This is a genomic window from Schumannella luteola, from assembly GCF_013408685.1.
GTDB classification, from domain to species: Bacteria; Actinomycetota; Actinomycetes; order Actinomycetales; family Microbacteriaceae; genus Schumannella; species Schumannella luteola.
The window spans coordinates 2087694-2098613 of the sequence record NZ_JACBZY010000001.1 but is presented as its reverse complement, the minus strand read 5'-3'; the positions used below and the strand labels follow the sequence as shown (position 1 = coordinate 2098613).

Annotated in this window: 12 protein-coding genes; 3 read left to right on the top strand and 9 right to left on the bottom strand. The window is 73.5% G+C overall.

Annotation, left to right across the window (positions count from 1 at the left end; translation table 11 throughout):
• Positions 1-34 precede the first annotated feature (34 nt).
• The 3 genes from BJ979_RS09450 (at position 35) to BJ979_RS09440 (ending at position 2302) form a co-directional block, all read left to right on the top strand.
• Complete coding sequence (locus BJ979_RS09450) at positions 35-1183, top strand: inorganic phosphate transporter (RefSeq protein ID WP_179567318.1); 1149 nt, start codon at positions 35-37, stop codon at positions 1181-1183.
• The gene (locus BJ979_RS09445) at positions 1180-1530 is read left to right on the top strand and encodes a hypothetical protein (protein WP_218853473.1); all 351 of its coding nucleotides are present in this window, start codon (positions 1180-1182) and stop codon (positions 1528-1530) included. Before BJ979_RS09450 ends, BJ979_RS09445 begins: the two co-directional genes overlap by 4 nt.
• 91 nt (positions 1531-1621) lie before the next feature.
• Positions 1622-2302: a response regulator gene (locus BJ979_RS09440; protein ID WP_179567316.1), complete on the top strand. Its 681-nt coding sequence runs from the start codon at positions 1622-1624 to the stop codon at positions 2300-2302.
• Between the two features lie 43 nt (positions 2303-2345).
• Here the strand turns inward: BJ979_RS09440 and BJ979_RS09435 are convergent, their stop codons facing one another.
• The 9 genes from BJ979_RS09435 to BJ979_RS09395 all read right to left on the bottom strand — a co-directional run bounded on the left by BJ979_RS09435 (position 2346) and on the right by BJ979_RS09395 (position 10858).
• Positions 2346-3716, bottom strand: a complete 1371-nt coding sequence (locus tag BJ979_RS09435; RefSeq protein ID WP_179567314.1) for an NAD(P)/FAD-dependent oxidoreductase — start codon at positions 3714-3716, stop codon at positions 2346-2348.
• A gap of 28 nt (positions 3717-3744) precedes the next feature.
• Positions 3745-4176, bottom strand: coding sequence for a VOC family protein (locus tag BJ979_RS09430; protein WP_179567312.1), 432 nt, complete (start codon positions 4174-4176; stop codon positions 3745-3747).
• Positions 4177-4198: 22 nt separating this feature from the next.
• Positions 4199-5011: a DMT family transporter gene (locus BJ979_RS09425; RefSeq protein WP_425502475.1), complete on the bottom strand. Its 813-nt coding sequence runs from the start codon at positions 5009-5011 to the stop codon at positions 4199-4201.
• A gap of 98 nt (positions 5012-5109) precedes the next feature.
• Positions 5110-6405, bottom strand: a complete 1296-nt coding sequence (locus tag BJ979_RS09420) for a hypothetical protein (RefSeq protein ID WP_179567310.1) — start codon at positions 6403-6405, stop codon at positions 5110-5112.
• A 68-nt stretch (positions 6406-6473) separates the two neighbouring features.
• Positions 6474-7433, bottom strand: a complete 960-nt coding sequence (locus tag BJ979_RS09415; RefSeq protein WP_179567308.1) for a pirin family protein — start codon at positions 7431-7433, stop codon at positions 6474-6476.
• 73 nt (positions 7434-7506) lie between these two features.
• On the bottom strand, positions 7507-8817 hold the full coding sequence (gene hisD, locus BJ979_RS09410) for a histidinol dehydrogenase (protein ID WP_179567306.1): 1311 nt from the start codon (positions 8815-8817) through the stop codon (positions 7507-7509).
• A 106-nt stretch (positions 8818-8923) separates the two neighbouring features.
• The gene (locus BJ979_RS09405) at positions 8924-10012 is read right to left on the bottom strand and encodes an alkene reductase (protein ID WP_343046651.1); all 1089 of its coding nucleotides are present in this window, start codon (positions 10010-10012) and stop codon (positions 8924-8926) included.
• Between the two features lie 88 nt (positions 10013-10100).
• Positions 10101-10454 (bottom strand): carboxymuconolactone decarboxylase family protein, encoded by a 354-nt coding sequence (locus tag BJ979_RS09400; RefSeq protein WP_179567302.1) that lies wholly within the window; start codon positions 10452-10454, stop codon positions 10101-10103.
• Positions 10451-10858: a (R)-mandelonitrile lyase gene (locus tag BJ979_RS09395; RefSeq protein WP_179567300.1), complete on the bottom strand. Its 408-nt coding sequence runs from the start codon at positions 10856-10858 to the stop codon at positions 10451-10453. Before BJ979_RS09395 ends, BJ979_RS09400 begins: the two co-directional genes overlap by 4 nt.
• Between the last annotated feature and the right edge of the window lie 62 nt (positions 10859-10920).

Genomic DNA, 10920 nt, shown 5'->3' with positions numbered 1-10920 from the left:
CGTCCCCCGAACGGGGGCCGAGAGGAGGGCGCGGATGGACCCGCTCGTCATCGTGATCCTGGTCATCGTGCTGGCGCTGGCCTTCGACTTCACGAACGGATTCCACGACACCGCCAACGCGATGGCGACCTCGGTCGCCACCGGGGCGCTGACACCCCGGATAGCCGTCGCGATCTCGGCGGTGCTCAATCTGGTCGGCGCATTCCTGTCGACCGAGGTGGCGTCGACCATCTCGAACGGCATCATCCGCGAAGACGGCGACAGCTCGGTCGGGCCGGTGCTGATCTTCGCGGGACTCGTCGGCGCGGTGCTCTGGAACCTGCTCACCTGGCTGCTCGGCCTGCCCTCGAGCTCCTCGCACGCGCTCTTCGGCGGACTCATCGGCGCCGCCCTCATCGGCGTCGGCACCGGCGCGATCGACTGGGGTGTGCTGATCTCCAAGGTCGTGCTGCCGGCGCTCGCCTCCCCCTTCGTCGCCGGCATCGTCGCGCTGATCGCGACGTACGCCGCCTACCGCATCACGAAGCAGGCGACCGTTCCCGGAGCGAAGCGCGGCTACCGCATCGGGCAGACCGTCTCCGCCTCGCTCGTCTCGCTCGCCCACGGCACGAACGACGCGCAGAAGACGATGGGCGTCATCACCCTGACCCTCGTCGCCGCCGGCTACCAGAAGAGCGGCTCGACCCCGCAGCTCTGGGTCATCGCCGCGTGCGGCCTGGCGATCGCGCTCGGCACCTACCTCGGCGGCTGGCGGATCATGAAGACCGTCGGCACGAAGATCACCCAGATCGAGACGCCGCAGGGCTTCGCGGCCGAGACCAGTTCGGCCGCGACCATCCTCGCCTCCAGCCACCTCGGCTTCGCCCTCTCGACCACGCAGGTCACCTCGGGTGCCGTGATCGGCGCCGGCCTCGGCCGCAAGCTCGCCGCCGTGCGCTGGGGTGTGGTCGGCCGCATCGCGACGGGATGGGTGTTCACGCTGCCGGCCGCGGGCCTGGTCGGCGCACTGGCCGCGCTGCTCGCCGGAGTGGGCACGGTCGGCGTCATCATCGTCGCGGTGCTCGCGATCGGCGCGACGCTCGGCTTCGTCGCCCTGTCGCGTCGCACTCCGGTGAAGCCGGATGACGTGCGCGACGAGAACCCGGAGCCGGCGCTGGCCGGCAGCGAGGGAGGACGGGCATGATCCGCGCCGACGCCATCGACCACCTCGTCCGAGCCGCCGACTCCGGTGCAGCGTCGGGCGGCATCCAGATCGATTTCGGCGCTCTCGGCTCGGTGTTCGTGGTGGCGCTCGTGGCCTCGGTCGTGCTCGTCGTGCTGTTCTCGATCGGGGTGCGGCTGCTGTCGATCGCGAACAGCGCGCCTGCTGCCGGGTCGACGGGCACGGGGACGGCGACCGCGGATGCCGCTCCCCCGGTCGCCGGCGCCGAACGCGCGCTCCTTCCCCGACTCGGAGCCGTGCTGTGCTTCGCGCTGTGCGCCGCCGGGGTGCTCTTCGGCGTCTGGCTGATCGTCCCCTTCTTCCACTGAGCGGCACGGTCGAGCGCTTTCCCGGCTCGCGTCCAGCGGACTACTCCCCGCGGATGACGCCCCGCACAGGGCGGCGTCGAAGACTGGAGTCATGTCCCCCGATCGACCCGTCGATACCGCTGTCCGCATCCTGATCGTCGACGAGGAGGAGCCGATCACCCACGTGCTGCGACTCGGTCTCGAGCTCGAGGGCTGGCAGGTCGAGATCGCGCATCGCGGAGCCGACGCGATCGACCGGGCCCGCGAGGTCGACGTGGTGCTGCTCGACATGATGCTGCCCGACCGGCTCGGCACGGAGGTGGTGGCGGGGATGCGCGCGGCCGGCAGCGACGCGCATGTGATCTTCCTGACCGGACGCGACGAGCACCAGACCCGCATGGCCGCCTATGCGGCGGGCGCGGACGACTACGTCACGAAGCCCTTCGGCGTCGAGGAGGTCGTGGAGCGGGTCGCGGCCGCCGCCCGGCGGCGCGGCCTCACCGCCGGCAGTCTGCGCGTCGACGATCTCGTGCTCGACACCCGCTCGGGCCTCGCCTGGCGCGGTGACGTGCTGCTCGACCTCGACCCGGCGCAGTTCGAGCTCATCCGCCAGCTCGCCGAGCAGCGCGGAACCCGCCTCGACACCGCCTCGCTCGTCACGGCCGCGCGCCAGCACGACGTGCGCATCCCGGCGGCCATGGTCGGCGAGCTGCTCGACAGCGCCGGGTCGGCGGTCAACGCCGCCGGCGACCCGCTGCTGCTCGTCGACGATCGCGGGTGGATGCTGCGCTGACGCCGCCGGGGGCGCGCCCGCCGATAGTGACGACACGCGTCGCTCAGTGCCGCCCGGTCACGACATCCGCCGCCGTGGCGATCGGCGAGGTCGTCGCCCGGCCGCGAGACTCGCTGCGATCGGCCATGCCGTAGGCGGCATACAGACCGTGCGTGGCGATCCAGCGCAGAGGCTCGGGCTCCCAGAGCCGCACGCGGTGGTCGACCCACGGCAGACCCGAGAGCGGCCCGTCGCCGCCGAGGATCAGCTCGGTGAGCGTGCGGCCGGAGAGGTTCGTCGTCGCGACCCCAGTGCCGACGTAACCGCCGGCCCAGCCGATGCCGCTCGCGCGATCCAGGCCGACCGTCGCCGTCCAGTCGCGCGGAACCCCGAGCACGCCCGACCAGGTGTGGTCGATCTGCGTGCCCGCCGTCTCGGGCAGCAGTCGGCGCAGCACCCTCCGCAGGTGCACGACGGTCTCGCGGGCGGTCTCGCCGCTGACGTCGGTGCGCGATCCCCAGCGGTAGGGCACGCCGCGCCCGCCGATCGCGATGCGGTCGTCGGCCGTGCGCTGCGCGTAGATGTAGACGTGGGCGAAGTCGCCGACGACCTCGCGGCCCTGCCAGCCGACCGCATCCCAGAACTCCGCCGGCAGCGGCTCGGTGACGATCATCGACGAGTTCATCGGCAGCCACAGCCGCCGCAGCCCCTTCAGCCCCGCCGTGTAGCCCTCGGTCGCGCGCACGACGAACTCGGCCCGCAGGTCGCCGCGGTCGGTGATGACCCGGTGCGGGCGGATCTCGAGCGCGCGCGTTCCCTCGTAGATCTCGACGCCGAGCCGCTCGACCGCCTCGGCGAGCCCGCGCACGAGCTTGGCGGGATGGATGCGAGCGGCGTGCGGGTGCCAGGTCGCCGCCCGCGTGCCCTCGAGGCGCAGCCGGCCGAGCGCCTCCTCGCGCTCGAGCAGCCGCACGTCGGTGTGCGTCCAGGCGCTCTCGGAGGCGGCTTCCGCTCGGGCCCGCGCCTCCTGTGCCGGGGTATAGGCGACGTTGTACTCGCCGCCCTTGACGATGTCGGCGTCGATGCCCTCGTCGGCGGCGACCCGGATGACCTCGTCGATCGTGTCGTTCATGGCGAGCTGGAAGCGCTCGGCCTCGCCGCGCCCGTGACTATCCGCGAACTGCGCGCGGCCGCCCGTGATCGAGTTGGTCAGCCATCCGCCGTTGCGCCCCGAGGCGCCGTAGCCGACGTGCTGCGCCTCGAGCACCACCACCCGCAGGGTCGGCTTCGCCTTCTTCAGGTAGTACGCCGTCCACAGCCCGGTGTAGCCGGCGCCGACGATCGCGACGTCGGTCTCGGTCGTGCCCGGCAGCGGCGCGCGCCGGTCGGGGCCGCCGGTCGAACGCCACCAGTGAGAGATCTGTCCGTTGATCACTGCCGTGCTCCGTCTCTCACCGGGGTGCTCACTGCAGGCAGAACTCGTTGCCCTCGGGGTCGCGCATCATGATCGCGTACTCCTCGTAGGGGCCCCAGAAGCCGAGCAGCTCCTTCTCGACGCTCGCGCCGAGCGCCACGAGCCGATCGCGCTCGAGGGCGAGCTCGTCCCGCGTGGCGCGACGGTCGTCGAAAGGGGTCACGTCGATGTGCATCCGATTGCGCTGGCGCCGCTCACGCGAGTACCGGGTGAAGTAGAAGCGCTGATGCGCCCGGTCGCCGTCCCAGGCCTCGGCCCGGGCGGTGATGTCGTCGTCGCTGAGCCCCGCGGCTCTCAGCTCGGCGATCTCCTCCTCGGGCCAGCCCGTCGGCTCGGGGTACCCCATGACGGCGGCCCAGAACCGGGCCAGCTCGGTGGGGTTCTCGGCGTGGATGGTGACGTTCGCGATGCGCGCGGTCATCCCCCGAGGCTACGGGCGCGGGTCACTCGGGCGGAAGGGGCTCGCGCTCGCCGCGGCCGCGCGGCTTGAGCTCGCTCACGAGGATGCCCGCGACGATCAGCGCCGCCCCGATCAGCGCCGTGGGCGCGAGCCGGTCGCCGGCGAGGCGGCCGAACGCGCCACCCCAAACGGGTTCGCCCGCGTAGATGATGGTCGCGCGCGTCGGCGAGACGGTGCGCTGAGCCCAGTTCATCGTGAGCTGGATGAGGCAGGTCGCGGCGCCGAGTCCGACCGCCGCCGCCAGCCAGATCCACGAGAAGGCGGGTACGCGCTCACCGAGCAGCGGCATGGTCGCGAAGGAGAGCAGGCCGCAGACGAGCAGCTGCACGATCGTGACGCGGCGCGCATCCACCTTCGCCGCGAAGAAGCCGATGAGGATGATCTCGGCCGCGATCGCCGCCGTGCTGACGAGCGTCGCGATCTGGCCCGGGCCGAGACCGATCTGCAGCGCCCCGGGGCCGGCGAGCAGCAGCAGCCCGACGAAGGCGAGGGCGACGCCGACGAGCACGAGCGGCTTCGGCGCCGTGCGGAAGACGGCCCATTGCAGCAGCGGCACCAGCGGCACGTAGAAGGCCGTGATGAAGGCCGACTCGGTACTCGACACGGTCTGCAGCCCGATCGTCTGCAGACCGTAGCCGGCGCACAGCGCGACGCCGATCGCGGCGCCCGCGATGAGCTCGATGCGACGGAAGCCGGCGAGCGAGCGGTGGAACACGATCGCGCTGATCACGCCGGCGGTGAGGAAGCGCAGGCCGACGAAGAACATCGGCCCGGAGTGCTCCATCGCGACGTGCACGATGAGGAACGTCGAGCCCCAGACGACGGTGATGGCGAGCAGCGCCAGCTCCTGGCGCGTGATGCGGAGTCGGCGCGCGGGTGCGCGGCGCGCCTCGATCAGCGGGCGCCGCGGACGGCCGCGATGCGGCGACGCGCGACCAGCAGCACCGCTCCGGCGGCGATGAGCAGGGCGCCGGCCGACATCCCGCCGACCGGCAGATCGGATCCGGTCGCGGCGAGAGCGGCGGGCGTGCCCGATCCGGACGGCGTGGCCGCGGCCGGGTCGACGACGACCGTCACCGCCGAGGTGCTCGCAGCGAGCACGCCGTCGACGAGCGTCTGCACCGGGAAGGCGCCGGCGCGCTGGCCGGCCGGCACCGTGAAGGTGACGGTCGCGGCGCCGTCCGCGTCACTGGTTCCGCTGGCGACGATCGCGCCGTCGAGCACCTCGTCGAAGGCGACGTTCGCGGGCAGACCGGTGACGTCGACCGTGACGGAATCGCCCGGGTGCACGGTCGTGGAGCCCGTGGATGCGGCCGGCGAGAACGACCAGGTGAAGGTGACCGAGCCGGGGCCCGCGTTGGGCTCGCCGGCGGTCGCCGTGAGGCCCGCGGCGAGGAAGCCGGAGCCGCCGCCACCCGGGGCGACGAGGTCGTCGATGATGTCGTCGCCGGCGTCCACCTGCGTGACGGCACCGCCGCCACCGCCCGCGTATCCCCCGCCGCCGGCTCCGCCGGTGTGGGTGACGGGGGCGCCGCTGACGACGATGTCGCGCGATCCGCCGGCGCCGCCGGGCACCGAGCCGATGCCGTTCGACGGTGATCCCGCCGAGCCGGGCGCGAGTCCGATGCCGCCGGCGCCGGGCGCGGCCGTGGCGCCCTGCCCGTTGGCGGGGTTCGCGCCGAAGGCGGTCGCGGTCGCGCCGGGGGTGACGCCGACGGTGGTCGGCGAGCCCCCGGCACCGCCGGGGTAGGTGCCGAAGATCTGGCCGGGCAGGTCGAGTCGGCCGACGTAGCCGCCGCCTCCGCCTCCGCCCGCGAGCACGAGCAGGTCGCCGTCGGTCGAGACCGAGCTGCCCGCGCCGGTGGCGCCGACGCCGAGGTCGAACGTGACGCCCGCCCCGTCGACGCCGAGGTCGACGGTGGCGCTGCCGCCCGCGCCGCCGAGAGCGGTCGAGTCGTTCGTGATGGCCTGCGACGCCGGAGCGCCGGCCGCGCCGTTCACCGTCACGGTCAGCGACGTCGCGGCCGCCGGGGCCGTGAAGCTGTGCGCGCCCGCCGTGTCGAAGACCGCCGTGCAGTCGCTCAGGCAGGTGTTCGGCGACACGCTGTCGGCGACGGCCGGCGCGCCGACGGCGGCGACCGCGGCGAGACCGACCACGAGGGCGGAGGAGGAGAGCAGCAGACGGCGCATGGCAGGGCTTCCGGACGACGGGACGCAGGGGCGAGCGTCAGCCTAGCGGCGCGCCGACCCCGCGCCGATCAGTCGCGCGGGCGCAGCCGCACCGGCGGCAGCACGGGCGCCGGGAGGGGCGCACGATCGTCGACGATCGTGTCGTATCGGGTCGCGGCGCCGTCGAGCCGCGCCAGCCAGTCGGCGCGCGCCTGCGCGATCTCGTCGTGATCGCGGCCGACGAAGTTCCACCACATGACGAGCTGCTCGCCGAAAGGCGCGCCGCCGAGCAGCAGCAGGCGCGCATCCGCCTCCCCCGCCGTCAGCTCGAGCGCATCGCCGCCGGGCGCCCGGAAGGCGAGCTCGCGCGGTGCGACCGACGTGCCGTCGACGCGCAGTTCACCGGCGTCGACCAGCACACCCAGCTCGAAGGCGGCATCGACGGGGATGCGCACGGTCTCCCCCGCCGGCAGCAGCACCTCAGCTCCGACGAGTGGCGAGAACACGGTCGCCGGGGCGCGGCGGCCGTCGAGCTCGCCGATGAAGAGACTCACGCGCGCGGCTCCGATCTCGAAGCGCACCGCATCCGTCGCCTCGAAGGCCGGCTCGCGACGCCGCTCGCCGCCGGGCAGCGCGAGCCAGAGCTGCGCGCCGTGCAGCACCGTCGTGTCGGGCGTCGAGTACTCGGAGTGCTGGATGCCGCGGCCGGCCGTCATGAGGTTGAGCGAGCCCGGTCTGACGGTCGCGCGCGAGCCGACCGAGTCGCGGTGCTCGACCTCGCCCTCGAACAGCCAGCTGACCGTCTGCAGTCCGATGTGCGGATGCGGCGGCACGACCATGCCGCCCGACTGCTCGACATCGGCGGGCCCGTAGTGGTCGACGAAGCACCACGCGCCGATGAGGCTGCGCGAGCGCTGCGGCAGGGTGCGGTTCACCGTCATCGCACGAGGGCCGCCGAGCGGCACGGCGCGGGGCTCGAGGATCTCGATGCCGCTCGCGGGCGGGCACTCGAGCAGCACCTCGCCGGGCTCGTGCTCGAGGTTGCTCATGCTCGGATCCTAGGTCGCGGGATGCGGGATGCGGGATGCGGGTCGCGCGCTGCGCCGTCGGCCGCGCGCCGGCTCAGCCGCGCCGCGTGCGCGCCGTCACCGCTTCCCCGTGGGCGGGCAGCCCCTCGGCGTCGGCGAAGGTCGTGACGACGTCGCCGATCTCGCGCAGCGCCGCCTCGTCGTAGTCGATGACCTGCACGGGGCGCAGGAAGGGCTGCACCGAGAGCCCCGACGAGAAGCGCGAGGTGCCGGAGGTCGGCAGCACGTGATTCGAGCCGGCCGCGTAGTCGCCGAGCGACACCGGCGAGAAGTGCCCGAGGAAGATCGCGCCCGCGTTCGTGATGCGCTCGAGCGTCGCGCGCGGGTCGGCCGTGACGAGCTCGAGGTGCTCGGCGCCGTAGCGGTTCGCGAGCGCGATGCCGGCGTCGAGGTCGGCGACGAGCACGATCATCGACTGCTCGCCGTCGAGGGCCTCGCGGGCGCGCTCGCCGTTCGCGGTCACGGCCGCGCGCGCATCCAGTCGCTCGGTCACGGCGGCGGCGAGCTCGGCGGAGTCGGTGACGAGAACCGAGGCGGCGTTCGGGTCGTGCTCGGCCTGGCTGAGCAGGTCGGCGGCGACGAGGTCGGCATCGGCGGTGGCGTCGGCGAGCACGAGGATCTCGGTGGGCCCCGCGATCGAGTCGATGCCGACGATGTCGCGCACGAGGCTCTTCGCGGCGGCGACGAAGACGTTGCCGGGGCCGGTGATCACGTCGACCGGACGCAGCGGCGCACCCGCACCGGCATCCGGCAGACCGTAGGCGAGGGCGGCGACGGCCTGCGCCCCGCCGACGGCGTAGACCTCGGTCACGCCGAGTGCGGCGCAGGCGGCGAGCACCTGGATGGGCGGCAGCCCGGTCTCGCGGCTCGGCGGTGAGACGACGGCGATCGACGGCACCCCGGCGACCTGCGCCGGCACGACGTTCATGATCACGCTCGAGGCGTAGGCGGCGAGGCCGCCGGGAGCGTAGAGGCCGACGCGCTGCACTGGCAGGTACCGCTGCTCGACGACCGCGCCGGGGGCGAACTCGGTGCGTCGCGGCTCGGGCAGCTGGGCCGCGTGACCGGCGCGCACGCGCTCGATCGAGCGGGTGATGGCGTCGCGCAGCTCGGGGGTCGTCGCCTGCCATGCGGCGCTGATCGCCTCCGCCGGCACGGCGATCGAGTCGAGCTCGACGCCGTCGAAGCGCGCCGTGACCTCGCGCACCGCATCCAGCCCGCGCGCCCGCACGTCGTCGATGATGTGCTGCGCCGCCGCGGTCGCCGAGCCGAAGCTCGTCGCCGCCCGCGGGAACTCGAAGCCGTCGATGCCGGCCGTGCGCAGGTCGAGGGTGCGGATGGTCATGCCTCTAGTCTCCCGTGCTTTCGCCGGCGACTCGCACGCCGTCGCCGAGAGACCACGAGGGCGGGGCGGCGCATCCGCCGTCCCGCCCTCGACTGATCGGGTCGGATCAGGCCGCGCCGCGCACCTCGGCAAGCGTCGGGTAATCCGTGTAGCCCTCGCCCGTCACGCCGTAGAAGTGCTCGGGGCGCGGCTCGTTGAGCTCCTCGTCGTGCTCCCAGCGGTGCACGAGGTCGGGGTTGGCGATGACCGCGCGGCCGACGGCGACCGCGTCGCCGTGCTCGGCGTCGAGCAGCGCGAGCGCCGACTCGCGGGTCGTGACCGACGAGAATCCGGTGTTCACGATGAGCGGCGCGCCGGCAGTCGTGCGGATGGTCTGCACGAGATCGGACGCGATGTCGGCCTGCAGCACGTCGACGAAGGCGACGCCGAGCGGCGCGATGCCCGCGGCCACCGCGGTGTAGGTCGCGAGCGCATCCGCGTCGTCCTCTTCGAGGGCGCCCTGGATGTTGTGCTGCGGCGAGAGGCGGATGCCGACGCGGTCGGCGCCGATCGCCGCGGCGACCGCGGTGACGACCTCGATCGCGAAGCGGGCGCGGTTCTCGGGCGAGCCGCCGTACTCGTCGCTGCGCTGGTTCGAGGCCGGCGAGAGGAACTGGTGGACGAGGTAGCCGTTGGCTCCGTGCACCTCGACGCCGTCGAGGCCGGCGGCGATCGCGTTGCGGGCGGCCTGCACGTGCTGCGCCACGGCCTGCTTCACCTCGTCGTGGGTGAGCTCGTGCGGAACCGGCATCGCGACCTTGCCCTCGGGGGCGTGCGCCTCACCCGGGGCGGCGAGCGCCGACGGCCCGACGATGCGCGGCGTGGCCGAGATCGAGGTGTGCGAGACGCGGCCGCCGTGCATCAGCTGCATGACGATCGTGCCGCCCTCGGCGTGCACCGCGTCAGTCACGCGGCGCCATCCGGCGATCTGCTCCTCGGTCTCGATGCCGGGCTGGCCGAGGTACGAGCGTCCCTCCTGCACGGGCCAGGTCCCCTCCGTGATGACGAGGCCGACGGACGCGCGCTGGCGGTAGTACTCGACCAGCAGGTCGTTGGGGATGCCGTGCTCGCCCGCGCGGGTGCGCGTGAGCGGGGCCATGACGATGCGGTTGCGGAGGTTGAGTGCGCCGAGTTCGGCGGTTTCGAAGAGCTTCACGCGGATCCCCAACCGCCCGGCCCGGTCGCCGTATTCCGCGACCCCGGCGACACGCCTGACACCCCGGGCGCCCCGACGCATCCGATCCTCAGTCGGCGCCGAGCACCTCGCGCGCGACGCCGAGCGAGGTCATGGCCTTCGGCCAGCCCGCATAGAAGGCGAGGTGGGTGATCGCCTCGATCAGCTCGGTGCGGCTGACGCCGTTCTCGACCGCGCGACCGAGGTGGAAGCGCAGCTGCGCCGCATCCCCTCCGGCGACGAGCGCCGCGACGGTCACGAGGCTGCGGTCGCGTGCGCCCAGCCCGGCGCGATTCCCGACGTCGGCGAACAGCACCTCGTCGGTCAGCTCGGCGAGCTTCGGCGCGATGTCGCCGACACCGGCGCGGCCTCCGCCGACCTGCAGCGGCTGACCGGAGACCTCGGGGTGTTCCGGACCACTCATCGTGCTCCGCCCTCGAACTCGGCATCCGTCACGTGCTCGGCCCACACGGTCGTCGTCGCGGGATCGTCGGCGAGCTCGAGCAGAGCGAGGTGCTCCATGAAGGTGCCCTGCGCGGAGGCGTGCCAATGCTCCTGGCCCGGCGGCGTGTACAAGGTCTGCCCCGGGTGCAGCTCGACGATCTCGCCGTCGCGCGTGCCGAAGCGGGCGACGCCGGCCGTCACGTGCAGAAACTGCCCGCGGGCGTGCGAGTGCCAGGCAGTGCGGGCGCCGGGCGCGAACCGCACCCGGGCGAGCGTGGCGCGCTGGTCGCCGTCGTGGGGAGCGACGATCGGGTCGACCCAGACGTCGCCGGCGAACTGCTCCGGCGGGTTCTTCGTGGTGGGGCGAGCGGGTTCGATGTTCATGGATGCTCCTTCCGCGGCGCACGCTACGCCGTCGCGGCCCGCGCAGAGAGGTTCCATCGGTA

Excerpts from the sequence above, each read along its gene's own strand:
- BJ979_RS09430 (WP_179567312.1), bottom strand. The coding sequence starts at position 4,176 with ATGACCGCGCGCATCGCGAACGTCACCATCCACGCCGAGAACCCCACC.
- BJ979_RS09440 (WP_179567316.1), top strand. The coding sequence starts at position 1,622 with ATGTCCCCCGATCGACCCGTCGATACCGCTGTCCGCATCCTGATCGTC.
- BJ979_RS09450 (WP_179567318.1), top strand. The coding sequence starts at position 35 with ATGGACCCGCTCGTCATCGTGATCCTGGTCATCGTGCTGGCGCTGGCC.
- BJ979_RS09415 (WP_179567308.1), bottom strand. The coding sequence starts at position 7,433 with ATGAGCAACCTCGAGCACGAGCCCGGCGAGGTGCTGCTCGAGTGCCCG.
- hisD (WP_179567306.1), bottom strand. The coding sequence starts at position 8,817 with ATGACCATCCGCACCCTCGACCTGCGCACGGCCGGCATCGACGGCTTC.
- BJ979_RS09445 (WP_218853473.1), top strand. The coding sequence starts at position 1,180 with ATGATCCGCGCCGACGCCATCGACCACCTCGTCCGAGCCGCCGACTCC.
- BJ979_RS09400 (WP_179567302.1), bottom strand. The coding sequence starts at position 10,454 with ATGAGTGGTCCGGAACACCCCGAGGTCTCCGGTCAGCCGCTGCAGGTC.
- BJ979_RS09395 (WP_179567300.1), bottom strand. The coding sequence starts at position 10,858 with ATGAACATCGAACCCGCTCGCCCCACCACGAAGAACCCGCCGGAGCAG.
- BJ979_RS09420 (WP_179567310.1), bottom strand. The coding sequence starts at position 6,405 with ATGCGCCGTCTGCTGCTCTCCTCCTCCGCCCTCGTGGTCGGTCTCGCC.